The sequence below is a fragment of the Pseudaquabacterium inlustre genome (assembly GCF_038066595.1).
Lineage (GTDB): Bacteria > Pseudomonadota > Gammaproteobacteria > Burkholderiales > Burkholderiaceae_C > Pseudaquabacterium > Pseudaquabacterium inlustre.
In genome coordinates this window covers 227,387-251,707 of the sequence record NZ_JBBUTH010000010.1, presented here as the reverse complement: position 1 = coordinate 251,707, position 24,321 = coordinate 227,387, and the positions used below count along the sequence as shown (strand labels likewise).

18 protein-coding genes are annotated in these 24,321 nt (G+C 70.1%); 15 read left to right on the top strand and 3 right to left on the bottom strand.

Annotated elements, in window-relative coordinates; genetic code table 11:
- Positions 1-3: 3 nt before the first annotated feature.
- The 10 genes from AACH10_RS21485 (at position 4) to AACH10_RS21440 (ending at position 13,904) form a co-directional block, all read left to right on the top strand.
- Positions 4-1,251, top strand: a complete 1,248-nt coding sequence (locus AACH10_RS21485; RefSeq protein ID WP_341412568.1) for an MFS transporter — start codon at positions 4-6, stop codon at positions 1,249-1,251.
- Positions 1,252-1,267: 16 nt separating this feature from the next.
- The gene (locus AACH10_RS21480) at positions 1,268-1,999 is read left to right on the top strand and encodes a response regulator transcription factor (protein WP_341412567.1); all 732 of its coding nucleotides are present in this window, start codon (positions 1,268-1,270) and stop codon (positions 1,997-1,999) included.
- 8 nt (positions 2,000-2,007) lie between these two features.
- Positions 2,008-3,102: a sensor histidine kinase gene (locus AACH10_RS21475; RefSeq protein ID WP_341412566.1), complete on the top strand. Its 1,095-nt coding sequence runs from the start codon at positions 2,008-2,010 to the stop codon at positions 3,100-3,102.
- Positions 3,103-3,271: 169 nt separating this feature from the next.
- The gene (locus AACH10_RS21470) at positions 3,272-5,392 is read left to right on the top strand and encodes a TonB-dependent receptor (RefSeq protein WP_341412565.1); all 2,121 of its coding nucleotides are present in this window, start codon (positions 3,272-3,274) and stop codon (positions 5,390-5,392) included.
- A gap of 95 nt (positions 5,393-5,487) precedes the next feature.
- On the top strand, positions 5,488-7,422 hold the full coding sequence (locus AACH10_RS21465; RefSeq protein WP_341412564.1) for a hypothetical protein: 1,935 nt from the start codon (positions 5,488-5,490) through the stop codon (positions 7,420-7,422).
- Entirely contained in the window at positions 7,422-8,843 is a 1,422-nt protein-coding gene (locus AACH10_RS21460) for a hypothetical protein (protein WP_341412562.1), read from the top strand. The genes AACH10_RS21465 and AACH10_RS21460 overlap by 1 nt, the downstream gene beginning before the upstream one ends.
- Before the next feature lie 78 nt (positions 8,844-8,921).
- The gene (locus tag AACH10_RS21455) at positions 8,922-9,452 is read left to right on the top strand and encodes a winged helix-turn-helix transcriptional regulator (RefSeq protein WP_341412561.1); all 531 of its coding nucleotides are present in this window, start codon (positions 8,922-8,924) and stop codon (positions 9,450-9,452) included.
- Between the two features lie 229 nt (positions 9,453-9,681).
- Positions 9,682-10,860: a nuclear transport factor 2 family protein gene (locus AACH10_RS21450; RefSeq protein WP_341412559.1), complete on the top strand. Its 1,179-nt coding sequence runs from the start codon at positions 9,682-9,684 to the stop codon at positions 10,858-10,860.
- A gap of 59 nt (positions 10,861-10,919) precedes the next feature.
- Positions 10,920-13,079 carry a TonB-dependent receptor gene (locus tag AACH10_RS21445; RefSeq protein WP_341412557.1) on the top strand — a complete coding sequence of 720 codons (2,160 nt, stop codon included), beginning with the start codon at positions 10,920-10,922 and terminating at the stop codon, positions 13,077-13,079.
- Between the two features lie 6 nt (positions 13,080-13,085).
- Positions 13,086-13,904: an SDR family NAD(P)-dependent oxidoreductase gene (locus AACH10_RS21440; protein ID WP_341412556.1), complete on the top strand. Its 819-nt coding sequence runs from the start codon at positions 13,086-13,088 to the stop codon at positions 13,902-13,904.
- Positions 13,905-14,437: 533 nt separating this feature from the next.
- On the opposite strand, the gene AACH10_RS21435 is transcribed toward AACH10_RS21440, so the two are convergent.
- On the bottom strand, positions 14,438-15,565 hold the full coding sequence (locus AACH10_RS21435; RefSeq protein WP_341412555.1) for a PEP-CTERM sorting domain-containing protein: 1,128 nt from the start codon (positions 15,563-15,565) through the stop codon (positions 14,438-14,440).
- A 173-nt stretch (positions 15,566-15,738) separates the two neighbouring features.
- Between AACH10_RS21435 and AACH10_RS21430 the strand changes: the two genes are divergently transcribed.
- Positions 15,739-16,395 carry a 3'-5' exonuclease gene (locus AACH10_RS21430; RefSeq protein ID WP_341412554.1) on the top strand — a complete coding sequence of 219 codons (657 nt, stop codon included), beginning with the start codon at positions 15,739-15,741 and terminating at the stop codon, positions 16,393-16,395.
- Positions 16,396-16,461: 66 nt separating this feature from the next.
- Here the strand turns inward: AACH10_RS21430 and AACH10_RS21425 are convergent, their stop codons facing one another.
- Together AACH10_RS21425 and AACH10_RS21420 are read right to left on the bottom strand one after the other, a co-directional pair.
- Positions 16,462-17,541, bottom strand: coding sequence for an NADH:flavin oxidoreductase (locus tag AACH10_RS21425; protein ID WP_341412553.1), 1,080 nt, complete (start codon positions 17,539-17,541; stop codon positions 16,462-16,464).
- Between the two features lie 116 nt (positions 17,542-17,657).
- A complete protein-coding gene (locus tag AACH10_RS21420; RefSeq protein WP_341412551.1) occupies positions 17,658-18,710 on the bottom strand; it encodes a hypothetical protein in 1,053 nt (350 codons plus the stop codon).
- 238 nt (positions 18,711-18,948) lie between these two features.
- Here AACH10_RS21420 and AACH10_RS21415 point away from each other — a divergent pair, with 238 nt between their 5' ends.
- The 4 genes from AACH10_RS21415 (at position 18,949) to AACH10_RS21400 (ending at position 24,280) form a co-directional block, all read left to right on the top strand.
- Positions 18,949-20,637 (top strand): FAD-dependent monooxygenase, encoded by a 1,689-nt coding sequence (locus tag AACH10_RS21415; protein ID WP_341412550.1) that lies wholly within the window; start codon positions 18,949-18,951, stop codon positions 20,635-20,637.
- 13 nt (positions 20,638-20,650) lie between these two features.
- Positions 20,651-20,845 (top strand): DUF2783 domain-containing protein, encoded by a 195-nt coding sequence (locus AACH10_RS21410; RefSeq protein WP_341412549.1) that lies wholly within the window; start codon positions 20,651-20,653, stop codon positions 20,843-20,845.
- A gap of 553 nt (positions 20,846-21,398) precedes the next feature.
- Entirely contained in the window at positions 21,399-21,692 is a 294-nt protein-coding gene (locus AACH10_RS21405) for a type 2 periplasmic-binding domain-containing protein (RefSeq protein ID WP_341412547.1), read from the top strand.
- 350 nt (positions 21,693-22,042) lie between these two features.
- Positions 22,043-24,280, top strand: coding sequence for an NADP-dependent isocitrate dehydrogenase (locus AACH10_RS21400; RefSeq protein WP_341412546.1), 2,238 nt, complete (start codon positions 22,043-22,045; stop codon positions 24,278-24,280).
- Positions 24,281-24,321: the final 41 nt, after the last annotated feature.

Here is a 24,321-nt window from a genome sequence, read left to right as displayed (position 1 = left end):
CCCATGACCAGCACCGCCAGCCATGCCACGCTGTCCCGGCCAGGCAGCGCGGCCGATCGCGCGCCCCCGTCGCTGCGCGAGCCACGCCTGATCCAGGCCTTCATCCTGCTGGTCACCGCCAGCCTCACGGTGCTGGTCACGGCCATCCTGGGCCCCAGCCTGCCGGCCATGCAGGCGCACTTCAAGGACGTGCCGGGTGCCGACTTCCTGGTGCCGCTGACGATGACCGCGCCGATGCTGATGATGGCGGGCCTGAGCGTCTTCGTCGGCGAACTGGCCGACCGCGTGGGGCGCAAGCGCCTGCTGGTGGGCGCCACGTTCTTCTACGCCGTGGTGGGCACGGCGCCGCTCTATCTGGATTCGCTCACCGCCATCATCGCCAGCCGCTTTGCGCTGGGCGTGATGGAGGCGGTGCTGATGACGGTCAGCACCACCATGATCGGTGACTACTACGACGGCGCGCGGCGCGAGCGTTTCATGTCGCTGCAGACCACGGTGTCGGCCACCTCGGCATTCCTGATGAACACCGTGGGCGGCATGATTGCCGAGCAGGGCTGGCGCGCGCCCTATGCGGTGTTCGCCATCAGCCTGCTGCTGGCGCCGCTGATGGCGATCTTTCTGTGGGAGCCGCAGACCCGCGCCACGATGAGCGCCGAGCAGCTACGCGAGGACACGCAGGCCTTCCGTCCGCGCCTGCTGGGCCTGATCTGCGCACTGGCCGTGCTGCTGGGCATCATGTTCCTCACGGTGCCGGTGCACTTCGGCTACCTGCATGGCGCCATCGGCGTGCAAAGCCCGGCACAGATCGGCATGGCCTACGGCATCAACAGCCTGGGCGTGATCACCGGCACGCTGCTGTTCGGCTGGGTGCTGGCGCAGCGGGTGGTGGTGGCCTGGCAGCTCACACTCGGCTGTCTGCTGGCCGGCCTGGGCTTCTGGCTGATGAAGGGCGCATCCGGCTACGTGGCGCTCACCACCGCCGGCTTCGTCAACGGCCTGGGCGCCGGCATCCTGTTGCCCACCATGGTGACCTGGACCATGCGCGTGCTGCCGGTGTCGCGCCGCGGCATGGGCACCGGCGCCTTCCAGTCGTGCCTGTTCTTCGGCATGTTCATCAACCCGATCCTGATCGTGGGCCTGGAGAAGCAACTGGTCGGCACGCGCGCGCTGGCCGTGGGCATCGAGGGACAGGTGCTGCTGGCCCTGGGCCTGGTGGCGCTGGCGGTGGCCGTGCTGCGCAAGGGCCGCTGAGCAGGCAGAGGCCAGCATGACCCGACTCCTGATCGTGGACGACGACGTCGAGCTGACACAGATGCTCGGCGAGTACCTCAGCCAGGAAGGATTCGAGGTCGACGCCGTGCACGACGGCTGGAGCGGCGCGCGCGCCTGCCACGAGGGCGACTATGCCCTGGTGGTGCTCGATTCGATGTTGCCGCGCGTGGATGGTGAAGAGGTGCTGCGCCGCATCCGCCAGCGTGAGCGTCAACGCGATGCCGAGCACGTTCACCAGCGCGGCGCGTTGCCGGTGCTGATGCTCACCGCACGGGGCGACGATGCCGACCGCATCACCGGTCTGGAACTGGGCGCCGACGATTACGTGGCCAAGCCCTGCAGCCCGCGCGAGCTGACGGCGCGCGTGCGCTCCATCCTGCGCCGCACACAGCCCGCGCTGCCGCAGCTGACACCGCAGACCGTGGTTCGCGCCGGCGCCCTGGTGATGTGGCCCGAGCAGGGCCGCGCCGAGTGGGGCGGCCAGCCGCTGGTGCTCACGCCGACCGAGTTCAAGCTGCTGGAGGTGCTGGCCAGCGAGATCGGCCAGATCGTGTCCAAGGACCAGCTGTCGCGCCGCGCCATGGGCCGCGAGATCAGCCGCTTCGACCGCAGCATCGACGTGCACATCTGCGCCATCCGCCACAAGCTGGGCAGCCTGCCCGACGGCACACCGCGCATCCGCGGCATCCGTGGCATGGGCTACCAGCTGGTGCGAAACCTTCATTAGACGCGTCCATGTCACGCCAGCCCGGCGGACTTTTCTGGAAGGTGTTTGCGGCCTGCTGGTTCACGGCGCTGCTCACCGGCCTGGGCATCAACGTGTTCGCGCGGCTGTTTCCGGCGCTGATCGACCTGCCGCCCACGCCGCCGCGGGTGTCGCAGTCGGTGCTGATGCCCATGCTCACCGGTGGCCTGATGGCGGCGCTGATCAGTGCGCTGCTGGCCTGGTCGCTGTCGCGGCCGATCCGCCTGTTGCGCCAGGCCTTTGGCGCCGCGGCCGCGGGCCAGCTGGCGCTGCGCGTGGCGCCGCGCCTGGGGCGGCAACGCGACGAGTTTGCCGAGCTGGCGCGCGACTACGACCGCATGGCCCAACGCCTGCAGGACCTGCTGGGCGCCCAGCGCCGCCTGCTGCACGATGTGTCGCATGAGCTGCGCTCGCCGCTGGCCCGGCTGCAGGTGGCCAGCGCGCTGTTGCAGCGCGATGGCCTGCAACGAACCGACGCGGCTGGCCAGACCGCGCTGCGCCGCATCGACCGCGAGGTGGAGCGCCTGGACCAGTTGGTGGGCGAGGTGCTGACCCTGGCGCGCCTGGAGTCGGGCACGCCGCTGGGCCGGCCGTGCGAGATCGACGTGGTGGCGCTGCTGGCCTCGGTGGCCGACGATGCCCGCTTCGAGGCCCGCATCCAGGGGCGCGAGCTGGACTTCGCCGGCCCGCAGCAGCCGGTGCTGACCACCGGCCATGGCGAGCTGCTACTGCGCGCCTTTGACAACCTGCTGCGCAATGCCGTGCGCTTCACCGCACCGGGCAGCCGCGTGGCGGTGAGCGCCGAGCTGCAGCCCCACGGCGCCCACCCCGCGCTGCGCGTGTGTGTGGCCGATCGCGGTCCGGGTCTGCCGCCGGCGGCGCTGCAGCGCGTGTTCGAGCCCTTCGTGCGCGGTGACGAGGCCGCGCCGGGCGTGCCGCCGGGCCAGGGCTTCGGCCTGGGCCTGGCCATCGCGCGCCGCGCGGTGCAGGCCCATGGCGGTGAGCTGACGGCCACCAACCGCGACGGCGGCGGCCTGGTGATGACGCTGGTGCTGCCGCTCACCGCTGAACTTAACCAGCTTTAACGCAAATCACCGTGCCAACCCGGCTGACGCCGTGGCGGCCCCTGCCGAACATCGCGTTCATGCTGGCGCCCACCCGCGCCGGCCGGCAAAGGCGCCGCGCGCAGCCCCCCCCGGACGTTGCCGGACCTGCGCCACACAGCCCCCACAACATCCGGAGACACGACGCACCATGACCCCACGTTTCACCCTCTCCCCGCTGGCCGCTGCCGCCAGTGCCGCCCTCACCGCACTGCTGCCGCTGCTGGCCACGCCCGCCTGGGCCCAGGCCACGCCCGACACCGATGCGGCCAACGAGGCCAGCGCCAAGGCCGAGAAAAAGAGCGGTCAGTTGCAGACCGTCACCGTCACGGCCGAGCGGCGCGCCGCCAACATCCAGAAGACGGCCATCGCCATGCAGGCCGTCAGCGGCGCCGAGATCACCGAGCAGGGCTTGTCGTCGGGCAGCGAGATCCTGAAGAACGTGTCCAACGTGGAGGTGCAGGGCGCCGCGCGCGGCAACGTGATCGCCATGCGCGGCATCGGCTCCGACCTGCCGCCGGGCATGGGTGAGTCGGCCGTGTCCACCAATTACGACGGCGTCTACAACTTCCGCGCCGAGATGAGCACGCTGGGCTTCTTCGACCTGGCACGCGTGGAGGTGCTGCGCGGCCCGCAGGGCACGCTGTACGGGCGCAATGCGGCGGCCGGCGCCATCAACTACGTCACGCGCGATCCGGTGCTGGGCAAGCACGAGGGCAATGCCTCGCTGGAGGTCGGCAGCCACAGCCTGATGCGCGGCGAGCTGGGCTTCAACCTGCCGATCTCCGACACGCTGGCGCTGCGCTTCTCGGGCGCGGCCATCAGCCGCGACGGCTACCTGAGCGACGGCTTCAACGATGCCAAGGCCACGGGCGCGCGCGTCAAGCTGCTGTACAAGCCCAGCGCCGACCTGCGGCTGGTGGCCGGGGCCGAGCGCGTGCACCTGGGCGGCAAGGGCCCGGGCTTCATCCCGCAGGCCAACTGGGACAACGCCGACACGCGCCTGACTGCCGCGGTGAACCCCACCACGCCGGGCCTGGAGAAGGTGGGTTACCAGGACTACGACGCCACCAAGCTGTGGGCCCAGCTCGACTGGAACCTGGGCTTCGGCACGCTGACCGTGCTGCCGGCCTGGCAGGACGCCTCGGGCATCGTCTACCGCCGCTACGACGCCTCGCGCCCGCCGGGCTCGGAGGAGCAGTACAACGCCGACCCCAAGACCGCGCGCCAGAAGAGCGGCGAGGTGCGTCTGGCCTCGCCGGTGGCCTCAGCCGTGCAGTGGGTGGCCGGCGCCTACTGGTACGACATGCTCAACGCGCAAGAGTGCCTGCTGGGCGCCTCGGCTTGCGCGGGTAGCAACAACACGCGTGACACCACCACGTCCAAGGCCGCGTTCGGCCAGGTCAGCGTGCCGCTGGGCGCGGCCACGCGCATCGTGGGCGGCCTGCGCCACACCAAGGACCACAAGACCGCCATCGACGGCTCGGTGGGCGACTGGACCAGCACCGACGGCAAGCTGGGCCTGGAACATGACCTGGCGCCGCAGGCCATGACCTACCTGACGTTGTCCACCGCCTACCGGCCCGGTGGCTTCAACACGCTGCCCGGCAACAGTGGCACGTTCGAGGCCGAGAAGCTGCGCTCGCTGGAGCTGGGCCTGAAGAGCCGCTGGCTGGACAACCGGCTGCAGCTCAATGGCGCGGTCTTCCGCTACGACTACAAGAACTACCAGGCCATCGACTTCGCCATCCTGAACACCGGCACGCTGTTCGCCAAATTCCTGAACGTGCCGCAGCAGACCATGAGCGGCGTGGAGGCCGAAGTGCAGTACCTGCTGCCGGCCCATGCCGGCCGGCTGCGCGGCTCGTTCACCTGGCTGGACGCCAAACTGGGTGACCTGCGCCAGACCAACCCCGACGGCACGCAGTACTCGCTGCAGGGCAACCCGCTGCCGCATGCGCCGCGGCTGTCGATGAAGGCCGGCTACGAGTACCCGATGGAGCTGGCCAGCGGCGCTGCGCTGACACTGCGCGCCGACCTGCGCCACACCGGCAAGCAGTACATCTCGATCACCGAGAACGCCAACACCCTGCAGCCGGCCTACGCCCAGGCCGACGTCTCGGCCAGCTACCGCAGCGCCGACGACAAGTGGGGCCTGAACGTCTACGTGAAGAACCTGAGCAACTACGTGCCCAAGGTGGCCAACTTCGTGGGCTCCACGATGGTGGGCGCGCCGCGCACGTTCGGCGTGGTGGCCAGCACCAAGTTCTGAGCTGTACCTCCACTGATTTCCATCGCAACGCTCTGGCGCGCCAGGGCGTTGCCGTTTTCAGCCCGGCTTAACGCCGCTTGACTGTGCAAACTTCCATGAAGCCGCCCATTTCCATTGCTACCCGTGCGCTGCTGCTGGCGCTGGCCGGCCCGGCGCTGGCCCAGATGCCCGGCCCGGTGCCGCCCGAGGCCATTGCCGCCGCGCGCCTGAACCCGCGCCTGGGCGCGGGCGAAGCCTGGATCGTGGACCGCGCCACGCGGCTGCAAAGCCTCACGCTGGCGCCCGGCGCCGCCCTGGCCGCACCCGCCGGCCAGCGCCTGACGCTGAGCGTGGATGGCGTGGAGACCACCGCGCGCCCCGGCCGCTACCAGGGTGATCTGATGCTGAGCGTGACCGCCGCGCACGACGTGGTGTTCTCGCCGCTGGCCACGCACCCGTTCCGCCAGGCCGTGCTGCTGGACGAGGGCGGGCTGAACGCCGCCAAGTCGGTGCTGGCCGCAGCCGGCCAGCCGGTGTGGCGCAACGGCGTGCTCACCGGCGCGCGCATCCGCTCGGCGGGCGACAACTTCAACGGCCTGCTGGCTGCGGGCGGCAGCCACACGGTGCAGGGGCTGCAGCTTGACGCCCAGGGCAATGGCGGCAATGACTTCGCCGGCTACGGCGCCGGCCTGATGAGCGATGGTGCCACCACCCGCCTGGTGGTGGATGGCGCGCGCATTCGCACCCATGGCGCCGTGCGCACCGCCGTGGTGGCGGCCGGCGGCAGCCATCTGCTGGTGAAGAACAGCGAGGTGCAGGCACTCGGCGGCACGCTGCCGGCCGGCTACGTCAGCAACGTCACGCCGGGCGAGATGAAGGACGCGCCGTGGATGCTGGGCATCCGCGGCAACAACCGCGCCACCAACCTCCTGGGCGAGGGCACGGTGGCCACCTACCTGAACAGTACGCTGATGGCCGATGGCTGGGGCGTGCTGAGTGTGGACGCGAGCCAGAACGCGCACCTCAACGCCATCAACAGCCGCATCATGCTCAAGGGTGAGAGCGGCTATGGCTCGTATGCCATCGGCAACTCCACCAATCGTTTCCTGGGCGCGGTGATGGACGTGCCCACGCACGGCATCATCATCACCGGTGGCCATGCGGAGTTCGGCGCCAGCCGGCCCGAGGTGCTGGCGAAACTCAACGACACGCTGAAGCTGGGCTTCTCACCCGCCGATCTGGCGGCCATTCCGGTGGCTCAGACGGTGATCCAGGCCGGGCGCCATGCGGTGATGAGCTGGGGCGATGCCACGGTGAAGATCACCGATGCCACGCGCCTCGAGACCGGCGAGGCCACGTTCCTGAACAAGGGCGCCACGCTCACGGTGGACATGGACGGCTCAGCCGGCGCGCAACTGAAGCCCGCCAACGGCGTGATCCTGCAGGCCATCGACAACGACGACCCCGGCCCGGTGATGGATGCCAGCGGCCTGATGGCCAACACCGGCGTGTGGCAGGAGCCCACCGGGCCGGTGGCCAAGTTGCCCGGATTTGACCTGGCGGCCGAGCACGACACCGACATGCGCCTGCGCTTCATCAAGTCCACGCTCACCGGCGACTTCTTCAACGCCATCCGCGCGCGCCAGATCGGCGGCGGCTTCGGCCCCGACGGCCCCAGCAAGGAGCCGCCCAAGCCCAGCGGCGCCAACCTGGTGCTGACGCTGACCGACAGCACGCTGACCGGCGTGGTCACGGCCGCCACAGCCAAGCACCTGAAGAGTCCCATCACCGCGGCGGACTACCTGTGGCTGGGCCGCGTGACCAACACGCCCGCCCCGGCGGTGAACAACGGCGTCATCGTGCGCCTGCAGCGCAGCAGTTGGACAGTGACCGGCCCCGCGCACCTCACGGCGCTGGAGATCGGCCCGGGCGCCACGCTGCAGGCCAGCGCCGGACGCACGCTGCGCATGACGGTGGACGGTCAATCCACGCCGATCCGGCCGGGCCGCTACCAGGGCCGCATCGAACTCACGCCGGGGGAGGGCCGTTGATGACCGCGCGCCTCATCACCCCATCGCTGCGGCTTCAGACGCTGGCCACGGCCGTGCTGCTGGTCGGCGGTGCCGCACTGGCCCAGCCGGCAGGCGGGCCGCCGATGCCCAACGGGCAGCCGCTGGGCGCCGTGCCGGGCCAGCCCCCAGGCGCGCCACAAGGCATGCCGCCGCCACCGCCGTCCGAGCCGGTCACGCTGCGCGCTGCACTGGTGCTCAACGACGCCAGCACACTGCCCGCCGGCCGCACGCTGCGCGTCACCGAAGACGGGCAGGGCGGCCTGATCGTGGCCGGCCGCTCCAAGCTGCAGGCCGAACGCCTGAAGGTGGAGGTGCTGGGCCGGGGCAAGAGCGATTTCGACGGCGTGGCCGCCGGCGTGCTGGTCAAGGACGGCAGCACGCTCACCTTGCGCGACGCGCGCATCACCACGCGCGGCGTGGTGGCCGCGGCCGTCACCGCCACGGGCGAGTCCACGCTGCGCGTGCAGCGCAGCACCCTGGTGGCCGAGGGCGGGCCGCTGCCCAGCGGCTATGTGCGCCGCATCGGCCCCGGCATGATGGAGCCGCCCACGCCGCTGGGCATCACCGGCACGGCGCGCACCACGCTGGTCTTGGGCAGCGCCAAGGCCTTTTACGAAGACTCGCGCATCGTGGCCGATGGCTGGGGCGCGCTGTCCACCGACGCCGCGCGCGGCGCCACACTGCAGGTCGACCGCTGCCAGGTGCTGGTGCGCCGCAGCGGCTACGGCACCTATGCCGACAACGGCGCCGCGGTGGTCATCAACGACTCCACGCTCGATGTGCCCACCTTCGGCGGCGTGATCGCCGGCCAGGCCAGCCTGGCACTCAACCGCGTGAGCAGCCGGTCGGGCGGCAACACGGTGATGATCCACAACGTGATGGGCCGGCCCGACGAGATGGCCACGCTGCGGCTGACCGGCGGCAGGCTGACGTCAACCAACGCCGCCATCGTGGTCAAGAGCGCCAATGCCGACATCGTGCTCGACGGCACGCGGCTGGAGGCGAAGAACGGCGACCTGCTGCTGGCCGTGGTCAACGACGACAGCCACCGCACCCCGCTCAACGGCACCACCGCGCCGGGCAGCCGCGCCGTGCTGCGCCGCGCCCGGCTCAACGGCAACCTGCTGAACCTGGACGCCGAACGCCGCCTGAACGTGGCGCTGGAAGCCACACAGCTGCGCGGCCGCGTGCACGATGTGGCGCTGAGCCTGGACGCCGCCAGCCGATGGACGGCCACCGCCGATTCGCGCGTGCTGCTGGCCGGCCCGATGACGCTGGCCCAGCTGGACGCGCCGCGCGGCGTGAGCATCCGTGCCCGCGTGCAGGGCGCTGCGCTGCCGCCGGGCCGCCACACGCTGGCCGGCGGCGGTGTGCTGGAAGTGGAGGCCGGTGCGCCGTGATGGCAGACCGGCGCCGTGCTGGTCTAGCGGCCCGACAATGGCGGCCTTGCGCCCGCCATGCCAATGCCCGCCTCCGCCATGGATCCGACCCCCGAAACGCCCGACCTCAGCGCCGTGCAGGCCGTGATCGGATGCGACCGCCCGGCCGAGGCCCATGCCCGGCATCTGCGCAACCTGGCCGACCTGCTGGCCAACATGGCGCGCTACGGCAACCGCCGCGACGACCCGGTTCGCACCGTGCCAGCCCTGCTGGGCGACCGCTGGAGCTCGCTGGTGATGCACCTGCTCAGCGGCGGCATGCTGCGCCATGCCGAGCTGCGCCGGCTGATCGGCCTGGTGTCGGCCGAGCAGGACATCTCGCAGCGCGTGCTGACGCTCAAGCTGCGCACGCTGGAGCGCGACGGCCTGGTGCTGCGCCAGACCACCGCCGATGTGCCGCCACGCGTGACGTATCAGCTCACCGCCTTGGGCGAGCAGGCCTACGCCCACTTCTCGGCGCTGGTGCGCTGGGCCGAGCACACCAGCGCCGCGGTGCGCGCAGCGCGCGATGACTACGACCGCCGCCACCCCGGTGCGGCCGGGCCATCGGCCGACGAATCAGCCGACTGAGGCGTTTGCCCCCACGTCGCTGCGCTCCTGCCCCCCCGAGGGGGCTCTCAGCTCCTTGGGGCGGCCCGGCGGAGCTGAGCGGCCGCACCACGGCCCGGGCCGGCAGGGCACAAAAAAGTGCTCATGGCCAATCCCGTTGGCGTGGCGGGCGGCGCTTTCTAAGCTGGCGGCATGCCACGCGGGCAGTGCTTGTGCAGCGTGGCCTTCCCCCCGCATGGAGACCGCAGAAGTGCCCCAACGATTCACCATGCAGCGCCTGGCGCTGCTGATCGCCACCAGCGTGGCCGCTACCCTGGCCACCCCCGTCGCCCAAGCTCAGCCCGCCCCCCAGGACAGCGGCCGCGGCATGGACGTACGCCCCTTCTTCCGCGCGGTGGACCGCAACCGCGACGGCTGCGCCACACGCGAGGAATGGCTGCGCGCCGGTGCACCGATCTCCAGCTATGAAGGGCTGAAGGACGAGCGCGGCTGCGTCACCGTGGAGAAGATGTCCAAGACGCCCGCGCCGGACGGCATCGACACCAACCACGACGGCCAGCTCACGTTGGCCGAAATGAAGGCCTTCGACAAGAAGATGGCGCCGTTGATGGCCCAGCGCGCCGCACAGGATGGCGCCAGGGCCAAGGCGACGATCAGCGATGGCGAGCGCGCCGCCGCCACCTGGGCGGTGCAGAACCTGATGAGCCGCCACGAGTACATGCACGCCGCCGGCCTGAACCTGGAGGAGGTGGACAGCTTCTGGGTGGCACGCGATGGCAAGTTCGCGAAGACCGCCGCCTTCGCCAGCCCGGCCTGGGTGATGAACGGCATCGAGACCATCCGCGGTGCCTACGGCCAGGGCAGCCGCAAGGACGCCGAAGCCGCGCGCAAGGCGCTGTCGGCGATCGACCCCAGCGTGAAGGACACCGAGGCCTTCTTCGGCGCCGGGGCCGAGTGGGTGATGCACACCAGCACCACGCCCATCATCGAGATCGCCGATGACGGGCAGACCGCTCAAGGCGCCTGGTATTCGCCGGGCATCGGCATCATGCCCACGGTGGTGGACGGCAAGGTCAAGCTGAACCCGGTGATGTTCTGGGAGAAGTACGGCGGCGACTTCGTCAAGGAGAACGGCGTCTGGAAGATCTGGCACCTGCAGATGGCCTATGACTTCGTGCCCGGCCTGCCCGCCGAGATGGTGGCCGACATCCAGAAGAAGCTGGGCGACCTGGCCTGGAAGGGCCTGGCCGGCGGCACGGCCGTGGAAGCCGGCGAGCGCATGAACGGCGCGCTGCCGCCGGGCTTCAGCAAGCCCAAGTACAGCTACCCGGCCTACAGCCCGCAGCGCCCCGGCATCGTCTACCCGCACCTGCCGCGGCCTTACAAGACCTGGGGCGAGACCTACAACAACTGCAACTGCGACCAGTGAGGTCAAGCGCCTGGCCCCGCGGCCGGCGCGCCATCACGGATCGACAAGGAGACTTCATGATGAACACCATGCAAGGCGCGCCTCGTGCACGCAGGACGGCGCTGGCGCTGGCGGTGATGGGCCTGTGTGCACAAGCCGCCCAGGCCCAAGCCACCGAAGGCAAGGCGCTGCAGGAAGTGGTGGTGACGGCCGAGCGCCGCGCCACCAATGTCCAGAAGACGGCGATTTCGCTGGCCACCGTCAGCGGCGAAGAGATGCGCGACAAGGGCCAGACCACGCTGGAAGCCGCGCTCAGCGACACGCCCGCTGTCACCGTGATGGCCACGCCGCAGGGCGGCCAGGTGTTCGTGCGCGGCGTGGGCTCGCAGGGCGACAGCAACTGGGTGGATCCGGCCATCGGCCTGAACCTGGACGGCGTGTACAGCGGCCGCGCCGAACGCGTGTTCTCCAGCATGTACGACGTGGCGCGTGTGGAAGTGCTGCGCGGCCCGCAGGGCACGCTGTACGGCCGCAACGCCACCGGCGGCAGCGTCAACGTACTCACCCACAACCCCGGCCCGCGGCTGGGCGGCGCGGTCAACCTCCAGCTCGGCAACTACAACCTGCGCCATGCCGATGGCGCGCTGAACGTGCCGCTGGGCGAGCAATGGGCGCTGCGCGTGGCGGCCATGCGCGAGACGCGCGATGGCTACTTCAGCAACGGCGGCCGCGCGTCAGACCTGAGCGCCGGCCGCATCAAGCTGCAGTACAAGCCCAATGCCGATGTTTCGCTGCTGGCCACGGTGGACAGCTTCGACAGCAGCGGTGCCGGTGCCACCACGGTGCCGCGCGCCTTTGCCGGCGGCCCGCCGTTCTTCAACTGGAAGACCGACTACGCCAACCCCTGGCAGGTGGACGACCTGCACCCGGCCGATGTGCAGCGCACGCGCTTCACCACCTACGCGCTGCAGGCCGACGTGAACCTGGGCTTCGGCCTGCTGACCGTGCAGCCGGCCTATGTCAAAAGCCACCGCATGACGCAGACCGACCTGGTGGCCGGCATCGCCGTACCGGGCACCACGCTGCCGCTGCCCGAGACCACCTGGGAAGAGACGCAGAAGACGCTGGAGATCCGCCTGACCTCGCCGGCCCGCTCGCCCTGGCAATGGGTGCTGGGCGTCTATGCCTTCGAGGCCAGCAATGTGCAGACCGGCGTGCCGCCCTCCTTCCCGCCGCCCACCTGGGAGAGCTATGACACGCGCGTACCGGCCACGTCGCGAGCGCTCTTCGGCCAGCTCACGGCCCCGTTGATGCCCGGCCTGCGCGGCACCGCCGGCCTGCGCTACACACGCGACGAGAAGACCTACCACTACGGCGTGCACAGCACCTCGGTGTGGACCGGCACGGCCTACGACAGCGGCATCCAGCAGGTGAGCAACACCTACAGCGCCGCCACCGGCAAGCTGGGGCTGGAATGGGACGTGGCGCCGCAATCCATGGCCTATGCGCAATGGGCCAGCGGCTACAAGGCCGGCGGATTCGGCATCGCGATGCCGCCGCAGCCCTATGAGCCCGAGCACCTCAACGCCATTGAGCTGGGCATGAAGAGCCGGTTCCTGAACAACCGGCTGCAGGTCAACGGCGAGTTCTACGCCTACCAGTACAAGAACTACCAGGTGATGTACGCGGACTCGGCAGCGCCCTCGCCGGTGCCCGGTGACAGCACGGCCTCGTTCATGCAGTACGTGGTGAATGCCGGCGCCGGCCGCATCCGCGGCTTCGAGCTCGAATCGCGCTGGCGCGCGCTGCCCGACACTGAGTTGCGCGCGGCCGTCACCTACACCGATGCGCACTACGGCAACTTTGCGCTGGCCGCACTGCAGAACATGAACGGCGCCCGCGTGGTGGGCACGCCGCGCTGGAGCCTGACGCTGGGTGCCGAGCAGACCTGGGAGCTGATGGGCGGCCTGCTGCGCGCCGGCTGGAGCACGCGCTTCTCGGACGGATACACCGTCTCGCTGAACGACAGCATGCCCGGCGGCAACCTCAACGGACAGCAGGGCCAATTCCACAAGACCGACCTGCGCCTGAACTACGCGCCGCTGGACGAGCGCTGGTCCGCCGGCCTGTGGGTCAAGAACCTGGAGAACAAGGCCCAGACCACGCAGGTGCTGCCCTTCGGCCGCGCCCAGATCACCGACCCGCGCACCGTGGGCGTCAACGTTGGATGGAAGTTCTGACCCCTCATGACTGATTCGACTCAAGCCGTGCTCAAGCCGGCACGGCCGGCCCAACGCGGTGAACGCCTGGCCGGCAAGGTGGCGGTGGTCACCGGTATCGGCGCCGGCATCGGCCAGGGCATCGCCCGGCTGTTTGCGATGCAGGGAGCCCAGGTGCTGGGCTGCGACATCAACGCCGCCGCCGCCCAGGCCACGGTGGATGCCTGCGCCGCCGAGGGCCTGGCCGTGCACAGCCTGCACCCGCTGGACCTGACGCAGACCGCCGCCGCCGCCACGCTGATGCAGCAGGCGGCGCTGCGCTTCGGCGGCATTGACATCGTCGTGAATGCCGCCGCCTTCGGCGCCTTCGAGTGGCTGGAGCAGATGGACTACGAGACGCAGTGGCGGCGCACACTCACCGGCGAGGTGGACATCGTGTTCCTGGCCTGCCAGGCCGCCTGGCCGCACCTGAAGGCGCGCGGCGGCGGCGCAGTGATCAACTTTGCCAGCGCCAATGCGCGCATGGCACTGCCGCTGTCGCCGGCGCTGGCGCATTGCGCCGGCAAGGGCGCGGTGCTGGCCATGAGCCGCCAGCTGGCGATGGAGGGCGGGCCGCACGGCATCCGCGTCAACACCATCAGCCCGGCCCTCGTGGTGACCGCCGCCACACGCGACCCGCTGGACAACATCCCCGGCTTCGAGCAGCAGGTGCTGGGCAAGTTCATGGTCAAGCGCCTGGGCCAGCCCGAAGACATCGCCTGGGCCGCGGTGTACCTGGCCTCCGACGAAGCCAGCTGGGTGACGGCGGCCGACTTCGCCATCGATGCAGGCGCCACGGCCTGGTGAAGCGCCGGCCGGTCACAGGCGCTTCAAGCCGGCTTCAGACGCGCTTCACACGGCGGGGGCCGCATCGAGGCATCGGCCCGGAGCGGACGCTCAACGCGGCCCGGTAGCAGCCGCAGCAGGAAGGACGACCTGCCGTCGGATCAGGCCGCGGCCACGACGGGGCGATGACTCGGCTTGAGACCGTGAGGGTTCACCCCTGTGGGAGCCCATCGGGCCCGCCAATGGCCGGCGGCCCAGTGCGAGGCAGCGAGCGCCGGATGGCGCCGCGCTGCACGACGAACGCCATCGGCCGGAACAGTCCGCAGCGTACCGCTAGGCGCAGCCGCATTCGGCCAGCTTCAACGCCCGCTGCGAGGCCAGCACCCGCGGTGCACTGCCAGGCTGATCAACCACACTGCGACGCCTTCCTCCAGGGCGGCATCCTGGCCCATGGCTTCCTGAGGCTGCGCTGCGGCGAGTGCGAGCACGACAAGCGGCGGGCGTTCAGCGGCAAGCGGGGCGGGTCTTGCCCGTCATGCGGCGTGCTGCGCCGGTCACAGACGGCGGCGCGACAAGCGCACACACAGCAGCCCCAGGCCGGCAGCCAGGAGGCCAGCGCTGGCCGGCTCGGGTACGGCCGCCAGCGGGGCCTGCACGGCATTGAAGCCCGCGATCTGCGCGCCCACGTAGTCGCCCAGGCCGCCGCAGGCGTCGGGGCCGTTACCACCCCCGCCAACACCTGCGCCAACGCCCCCGCGCTTGCCGCCACCGCCGCCACCCTTGCCGCTGCACAGGGCCTCGCCGAGCGCGTCGCGCTCGCCCAGGTACTGGTAGAACTCGTAGCGCAGCACCAGGGCCTGGTCGGCCGCCGCCAGGTCCACCCCGTGCTGCTTCAGCCCGTTGTCACCGCCGGCCTGGAACAGTTCCCACTCCACCTCGACTTCGGCGTCGCCCGGCACGTCGGGGTTCTTGTGCATCAGGTCGTCGAGCTTCACGTCGTGGTCCAGGTGCTTGCTGTACACCTTCACCCAATAGGGCGTGCCGAACACCTCGCCGTTCTCGCGGTGGGCCTCGATCTCGGCCACCACGGGCCGCGCCACCGGCACCGGGCCAGGCGCCGGCGGCTGGTAGGCGAAGTTCACCGCCGGCAAGGCCGCGGTCACGGCGGTCAGCGTGCCGGTGTTGCCGGGGTCGATCAGCCAGCTGTAGGTGGTCTTGGCCGGGCTGCCGTAGGTGGCCACGCCGAAATGGTCGCAGGTGAGCGTGCCGCTGGCGTACTGCGGGTTGCCCAGCGGCCAGCAACTGTCGCCGGCCAGCGGATAGGGGCCGGTGGGCGTGCCCACGCTCCAGGCCCCGTTGGCGAAGCTGGCCTGGTAGCGGATGGTCACGCCGATGCCTGGCAGCTCCGTGATCAGCGGCGCGCCATAGCGCTCCACCGAGGTGGGCGGCACGCCGAAATTGCGGTCCAGGCCGAAGACGCTGTACAGGCTGGCGCGCGTGTAGCTGGGGTCCTCGATCCGGATCTCGAAGCCATGGGCCTCGTGGCCGGTGTTGTTCACCGCGTCGAAATTGGCCAGGCTGCCGAAGACCTGCGCCTGCGCGCTCGGCAGGGCGCCGATGCACAGAGCCAGTTGGCAGGCGGTGCGCAGCGTGCTGGGGCGCCGCAGGGGGTTGTTGCGCATGTCCGTGTCTCCTCGTCTCGTTGGACAGCCCGTCTACGGCCTGGCGCGGTGCCTTCATCCCCGCCGTTCACCATTTGTTGCGATCTTCGGCCGCCATCAGGCCCCCCCCGGATAATCGCCAGCCCCACCCGCACAAGCCCTGGCCACGCCACGCGTGCCGCCCGATCCGCGCCATGCCCATCGCCGTCATCGACTTCGAGACCACCGGCAGTTCGCCAGGCCAGGGCGCGCGCGCCACCGAGATCGCGGCCGTGCTGGTCGATGACGGCCGCATCGTGGGCCAGTACCAGAGCCTGATACACACCGGCGTCTGGGTGCCGCCCTTCATCGAGCAGCTGACCGGCATCAGCAACGCGATGCTGGCCGACGCACCGCCGGCCGCGCAGGTGATGCGCGAGGTGCTGGCCTTCACCGCCGGCTGCCCGCTGGTGGCGCACAACGCGGCCTTCGACCGTGCGTTCTGGCGCGCCGAGGCGCTGCTGGCGTGCGAGGGCGATGCGACGGCCACCAGCGCCGTGGACGCGTCCTTCGCCTGCACCGTGCGCCTGTCACGCCGGTTGTTCCCGCAGGCGCCCAACCACCGGCTGGGCACGCTGGCCGCCTGGCACCGGCTGCCCGATGCGGGGCGCGCGCACCGGGCCCTGGCCGATGCCACCGTCACCGCCCACCTGCTGCTGCGCCTGCAGCAGGCGCTGGCCGAACGACTGGGCCACGCCGGGCCGGGTGCAATCGACCACGCCTTGCTGTGCCAGGTGCAGACCTGGCCTGTGGCCGCTGTGGACAAGGCGCTGGCCCGCCACATCCAGTCGTGCCGCACCTCCGCCGGCTGAGGCGGCAGGCCAGGGCGCCACAGGCTCGGCAGACCCGGCGCGCGGCGGCTGGCGTGCCCGGCCCGTTCAATCGGCGACGAAGTCCTTCCACTCCGTTGCCAGGTACTGCACAAACGCCGGCCCCACGCCCTGGTCGGCCAGGTAGGCGCGCGTCACCGGCCGCTTGACGGACACGAATGACGGATCGCGCAGCGCGCGCTTCGGGAAGTCGTGGTGCAGGATGGCGCCGCGGCCGATCAGCACGAAGTCGGCGCCGTGGTCCAGGCAGGCCTGGGCGGTGGCGGTGCCCATGATCTTGCCGGCCACGCCCAGGCGGGTGGTGCCGCGGGGCAGGGCGGTGAACCAGTCGATGAGCGGCTTGGCGGCATAGGCCGGGTCTTGCGGGGTCTTGAAGGCGTCCCACAAAGACATGTCCAGGTAGTCCAGCTGGCCGCTGGCCAGCATGCGCTGGGCCAGGCTCAGGGCCTCGGGCATCTGGATGCCGAAGCGCTCGGGCGACAGGCGCAAGCCCAGCTGAAAGGCCGGGCCGGTGCGCTGGCGCACGCCGGCGATGATCTCATCGAGGATGCGGCTGCGGTTCTCGGGCGAGCCGCCGTAGCGGTCGCTGCGCTGGTTGTGCTCGGCATCCAGAAACTGCGCCAGCAGGTAGCCGTGGGCGCCGTGCAGTTCGGCGCCGTCGAAGCCAGCCTGCTCGGCGCGCACGGCGGCGTTGATGAAGTCCTGCACCAGCTGTTCCACCTCGGCAGTGCTGAGGGCGCGGGCGCCGGTTTCTGCGTCGTCCCACGGGGCCACCGGGGTCTGGCCGGTGAACCTGGCGCTGGCGCGCCGGCCCGAGTGCTGGATCTGCACTGAGGACAGGCCACCGGCTTCGCGCAGCGCGCTGACCAGGCGGGTCAGGCCGGGCAGGTGCGCGTCCTTCGAGATGCCCAGCTGGCCGGGGAAGCCCTTGCCGCCATCGCTGACGTAGGCCGCGCAGGTCATGGTCAGGCCGTAGCCGCCGCGGGCGCGCATCGTCAGCCAGTGCAGCTCGTCGTCGCCCAGCGTGCCGTCGTCGTGGCTCTGAAAGTTGGTCAGCGGCGCCAGCATCAGCCGGTTGGCCAGAGGTGCACCGTGGGCCAGGGTCAACGGGTCGGCGAGCTGGGGCATGGCGGGGCAGGCGATGGGTGGACGGGGCACCCATCGTAGGCCGGGGCAGGGCGGCCGCGCAGTCGCGCAGGCGATGCCGGCCGGCGCCCCCGGCACGCGCCGCGGGCCCCGGCCGATCAGCGCTCTGCCACCAGCCGGGCCACGATCACGTCGGCCAGGCTGGCCAGCCCGCCGCCCACCACCTGGGTGTAGCGGGTGGGGTCGGCCACGGCCTCCATCTCCTTGCTGCTGTGCGTGTCGTTGCTCTTGGAGGCCAGCTTGATCAGGCCCACCAGCACGGCGCCGGCCACATCACCGGCCGTGGTGGCCTTCTCGCGCACATCGGCAAAGGCCGACGGTTCCAGTGCCAGGGTCTGGTTCATCGTCAACGTGGCGCGCTGCGGGCCCGTCTGCACACCCACGACCACGCCTTCGATCGCCGGCCCCACCTTGCCCGAGGTGGAGGCCGTGTTCGACATGCGCCCCCAGAAGCCCTTGTTGTGGTTGGTCAGTTCGACGAAGTTGACCCGCACCCGCACCTCCAGCAGGCTGGCCTCCAGCGTCGTGGCCAGCTCGTGCATCGACACGGTATCGGCCACGGCGGCATAGCCCTCGCCGATGCTGCTCAGCGCGCCCATCAGCGTCTTGGGGCCCTTGGCCTGGGGTGTCATGCGCGCCACGCCGAACAGGCCCAGGCCAGCTGCACCGAGCAGCATGCGGTCGTCGCTGATCGACGGCAGCTTGCCGCCACCCTCGGCCATCTTTCGATACTGCGGCGCTGCGCGCAGCTGCTCGGTGGGCACCACCTCCACCCCACTGGCAGCCAGCCGTTGCACAAAGTCGGCATGCAGTCGGTCGGTGATCGCCTGGAACTCGGGCTGGCCGACGCCCAGCAGGCGGTAGTACAGCGACGAGTTGGCCCGCCCCGCAGCGCCGAAGCCCGAGGTCTGGGCATGCACGGCATCGGCAGTGACGAACTCCACCACAAACACCGTCACGGCCGCCCGCCGCAGCCCCTTCAAGGCCTTGGCATCCGGAATCTCGAAGGCCTTGGCCGCCACCTCCGCGGGCTTGAAGTCGGCATCCACCGGCACGACGACCGGGGCATCCTTGGCAAAGGCGGCGGCATGCGCCAGGGTCAGCGCCCCCAGCAACAGGGCGGCGCGGCGGGTCAGGCAGGGGCGGGGCATGGTGGGTTGGGCTTCGGTAAGGGCCAAGGCAACAGCGCCTTCCCACACCAGCGCAGCGCGGCACGCTGAAACGGATCAAGACCCCCTCGGGCCAGGTGGGCGCAGCGCCAGGCGCATCCCGGTCTTGCCAGGCGCATCTGGTTGCGCACGCAACTAAGTAAATGCCCGAATCGCCACCGGCAGCCAAGACAGGCAGACTGGTTGCGTACGCAACCAACATCGCCCCAAGGCCCTCCGCATGCATCGCCCCACCGACGTGCCGCGCCACTCGATCTACTACCGCTACCAGGTGCACCAGCCCTGGCTACCGCAGGGCGCGGCGGTCCAGCCGCGGGCCCAGGTGGTGATCGTCGGCTCGGGGCCGGCGGGTCTGGTGGCGGCGCTGGAGCTGGCGCGCCACGGCGTGCCCTCCATCGTGCTGGAGAGCGAGTTGCAGGTCTCGCTGGGCAGCCGGGCGATCGTGTTCACGCGCCGATCGATGGAAATCCTGCAGCAGGTGGGGGTGGCCGACCGCATGACGGCGGCCGGCCTGCCCTGGCGCTTCGGCAACTCGTTCTACCGCGGCCAGCGCGTGTTCCGCATGGAGGCGCCGCACGATCCCGACGACCGCTTCTTCCCGATGCTGAACGTGCAGCAGCAGTACCTGGAGGAATACCTGGTCGACGCCTGCGCGGCGCAACCGCTGATCGAGCTGCGATGGGGCAACCGGCTGGTGGGCATCACCCAGCAGGCCAGCCATGCCGAGCTGCGCATCGACACGCCCGGCGGCGAGTACACCCTGCCCACCGACTGGGTGGTGGCCGCCGACGGCGGGCGCTCGCCGTTGCGCACGATGCTCGACCTGAAGCTCGAGGGCGCGTCCTACGAGGGCTTCTTCGTCATCGCCGACATCCGTGTCGACCTGCCGCTGCCCACCGAGCGGCTGGCCTTCTTCGACCCCGACTGGAACCCCGGCAACACCGTGCTGATGCACCGCGAGCCGCACGGCATCTGGCGCGTGGACTACCAGTTGCCGGCGGGCGAGACGCCCGAGCAGGCGCTGCAGCCCGAATCGCTGAAGGCCCGCATCGACGCCTCGCTGGCCATGGTGGGCCACGCCGGCGCACCGTGGGAGATGGACTGGGCCTCGGTGTACTCGGCACGCACACTGACCCTGCCCGACTACCGCAGCGGCCGCGTGCTTTTCACCGGCGACGCGGCCCACCTGCTGCCGATCTTCGGCGTGCGCGGCGCCAACACCGCATTCCAGGATTCGCAGTCGCTGGGCTGGCACCTGGCCCATGTGGTCAAGGGCCTGGCCGGCGAGCGGCTGCTGGCCAACTACAGCGCCGAGCGCGTGGGCGCGGCACGCGAGATCATCGACGAGGCCGGCAAGAGCACGCGCTTCATGACGCCGCCCACCCGCGGCTTCCAGTTGCTGCGCGACGCCGTGCTGTCGCTGTCGCTGCAGCACGCGTTCGTGCGCCCGCTCTACCACTGGCGCACCTCGCGGCCGCACGAGTACACGCACTCGCAGCTCAACGCCACCGGTGACGACGACGCGCTGTTCACTGCCGGCCCGGCCCGCGGCGCACCACCGCGCAATGTCCGCCTGGGCCCGAACGACTACCTGCTCGACCACCTGGGCGGCGGCTTCGACCTGCTGTACTTCAGCACCGCCGACGCGCTGCCCCCGGCGCTGCAAGCCGAGATCGACACCGTGAAGGCCAGCGGCGTGGCCGTGCGCGTCACCGCCATCGGTGCCGCGGCCGTGGCCGGCGCCGACACCTGCCTAACCGACCCCGACGGCCACCTGCGCGCCCGCTATGGCGTGGGCAGCACCGGGGCGGCCTACCTGCTGCGGCCAGACCAGCATGTGTGCGGCCGCTGGCTCACACTCGACGCCACACGGCTGCGCGCCGCTTTCGCCACCGCCTTGCCCCGCTGAACCAGAACCCGCCATGACCTCCGCGACCACCCCTCTGGACATCGGCGGCCTCGAGGCCGTCTACGACCGCCTGGCCCAGGCCATCGACACCGCCGGCGACGCCAAGGCACCCCTGTTCCTCGTCAAGCTGGCACTGCTGAACGCCCAGGCGCTGGGCGATGCCACGCTGTTCAACGCCCACATCGAGGCCGCGCTGCAGGACCTGTAGCGCGCACCGCGACGCGCCCCCCGCGGGTCGGCGGCAGCATGACGCTGCGCCGAGGCCAAAACGCCTCCGGACCAGCCCACGCGCCGCCTGCTCGATCCCCAGCTTCTGTGGACAAGTCTGTGGCCTGCCTTGGCACGGCCGCCGCAAGTCCTTGTCAGGCGGGGCCTTTGCTTGCGATGCCGCATAAACGGGCACTGGCCGGCCCAGGGGCGTGAGCAGCTGTCGGATTGTTTGACACCCTGAACGATGGCGAGCTTCAACCGCGGACGCGCGGCCAGACAACGGCCACCGTGCAGTGACCATGTATCCGCTACTATACACATTATGTCAATATATGAGTGAAGCGAGCTTGGCCTGCATGTCGCTATGGCCGCTCTGAAACAGACCGAATGTTCTTCCCGAGTCGATCCCCACGCCGCCGCGCTGTACGGCAGCGGCTGGCCCACCGGCCTTCGGGCCCTGTCGCTGACAGCGTTGCCGCGAGCGCGCTGGCGAAATCACGCAGGCTGGACGCGCACCGTTGCGGTGTGCGCGCCCGGGGCGGCAGCCAGACTTGGCAGGGACGGACAGCCTGGGCATCACGCGCCGGATCGCGGCCACCAGCTTCGGCTTCGTCGCGCTGCCGGCGCTGGTGCCGGGTACCGAGCTGATCGCCACCGCCCACCGTCGGCTGGCGCGGCGGCTGGCGGCCGCCTGCGCGGTCGAGCTGCGGCCGCTGCCGCTCGACATCCCGCCGATGACGCAGAACCTGCAGTGGCACGGCTACCGCACCCAGGATCCCGGTCTGGTCTGGCTGCGAGCGCTGCTGCACCGGGCCGCGCGGCGGATGGACGCCGGGAGCGTCTGACGTTGCGCGGCCGGCCGGCCGCGGCAGTCCTGCCAACGATGACTGCAGCACTGCAACTTATGACTGCTATCTGATAGAAGACTAGGGTAAACACCTAGTCAACGCCTCCACACGCCCTTACGGCCGGTGTTTTCCCTTAAACGACAGTCACTTGCGTGGGACGGCCCGACTTCATGGCACGCTGCGGCCGACGCCGGGACACCACATTTTTCGCTCGCACAGTGCGCATGGCGCAGACAGTTTCCGCACTGCGAGAGACAATTTCAGGCAGGAACACCCGCTTCCCCCCGATCGCTTACCGGCGCTGGCCTGGCGACCCCCTGCCAGCCGCCCCTCCTGGAGAGAGTTGAATGAGCACCAAGCAGCCGACCATCGTCTACACGCTGACCGACGAGGCGCCGTTCCTGGCGACCGCCTCCTTCCTGCCGATCATCCGCAGCTTCGCGGCGCCGGCCGGCATCGAGGTCACCACCGCCGACATCTCGGTGGCCGGCCGCATCCTGGCCACCTTCCCCGAGTACCTGACCGAGGAACAGCGCGTTCCCGACTACCTGACCGATCTCGGCAAGCTGACGCTGCGCCCCGAGGCCAACATCATCAAGCTGCCCAACATCAGCGCCTCGATCGCCCAGCTGAAGGCCGCGATCAAGGAACTGCAGGCCAAGGGCTACGCGATCCCCGACTACCCGGAGAACCCGGCCACCGACGAGGAGAAGGCGATCAAGGCGCGCTACTCGAAGTGCACCGGCTCGGCCGTGAACCCGGTGCTGCGCGAGGGCAACTCGGACCGCCGCGCGCCCAAGGCCGTCAAGGAATACGCCCGCAAGCACCCGCACAGCATGGGCGAGTGGAGCCAGGCGTCGCGCACGCACGTCTCGCACATGCACCACGGCGACTTCTACCATGGCGAGAAGTCGATGACGCTGGACAAGGCGCGCAACGTCCGCATGGAGCTGATCACCACCTCCGGCAAGACCATCGTCCTGAAGGAGAAGGTGTCGCTGCTGGACCGCGAGGTCATCGACTCGATGTTCATGAGCAAGAAGGCTCTGGTCGAGTTCTACGAGAAGGAGATCGAGGACGCGCGCAAGACGGGCGTGATGTTCTCGCTGCACGTCAAGGCGACGATGATGAAGGTCTCGCACCCCATCGTCTTCGGCCACTGCGTCAAGATCTTCTACAAGGACGCCTTCGCCAAGCACGCGCAGACCTTCAAGGACCTGGGCGTCAACGTCAACAACGGCATGGTCGATCTGTACACCAAGATCGAGAAGCTGCCGGCCTCGCAGCGCGACGAGATCAAGCGCGACCTGCACGCCTGCCACGAGCACCGCCCGGAACTGGCGATGGTGGACTCGGCCAAGGGCATCACCAACTTCCACTCGCCCAACGACGTGATCGTCGACGCCTCGATGCCGGCGATGATCCGCGCCGGCGGCAAGATGTACGGCGCCGACGGCCGCCTGAAGGACGCCAAGGCCGTGATGCCGGAATCGACCTTTGCCCGCATTTACCAGGAGATGATCAACTTCTGCAAGTGGCATGGCAACTTCGACCCGAAGACCATGGGCACGGTGCCGAACGTCGGTCTGATGGCGCAGCAGGCCGAGGAATACGGCTCGCACGACAAGACCTTCGAGATCGCTGAGGCCGGCATCGCCAACATCACCGACATCGAGACCGGTGAGGTGCTGCTGAGCCAGAACGTCGAGGAAGGCGACATCTGGCGCATGTGCCAGGTCAAGGACGCCGCGATCCGCGACTGGGTCAAGCTGGCCGTCAACCGCGCGCGCAACTCCGGCATGCCGGTCGTCTTCTGGCTGGACAGCTACCGCCCGCACGAGGCGCAGCTGATCCGCAAGGTCAAGATGTACCTGCACGAGCATGACACCAATGGCCTGGACATCCAGATCATGAGCCAGGTGCGCGCGATGCGTTACACGCTGGAGCGCGTGGTCCGCGGCCTGGACACCATCAGCGCCACCGGCAACATCCTGCGCGACTACCTGACCGACCTGTTCCCGATCATGGAGCTGGGCACCTCGGCCAAGATGCTGTCGATCGTGCCGCTGATGGCCGGTGGCGGCATGTACGAGACGGGCGCCGGCGGCTCGGCCCCGAAGCACGTGCAGCAGCTGGTCGAGGAGAACCACCTGCGCTGGGACAGCCTGGGTGAGTTCCTGGCCCTGGCCGTCAGCCTGGAAGACCTCGGCCTGAAGAACGCCAACGCCCGCGCCAAGCTGCTGGCCAAGACGCTGGACGCCGCCACCGGCAAGCTGCTGGACAACGCCAAGGGCCCGAGCCCGAAGACCGGCCAGCTGGACAACCGCGGCAGCCAGTTCTACCTGTCGATGTACTGGGCCCAGGAACTGGCCGCGCAGAGCGAGGACGCCGAGCTGGCCGCCAAGTTCGCGCCGCTGGCCAAGACCCTGACCGAGAACGAGGCCAAGATCGTCGAGGAACTCAACAGCGTGCAGGGCGCGGCCGTGGACATCGGCGGCTACTACAAGCCCGACATGGCCAAGACCTCGGCCGTGATGCGCCCGAGCGCGACGTTCAACGCCGCACTCGACGCGATCGGCGCCTGATCGCGCACCCGTCGTCCGCCCCGGCGGGACGGACGATCCCC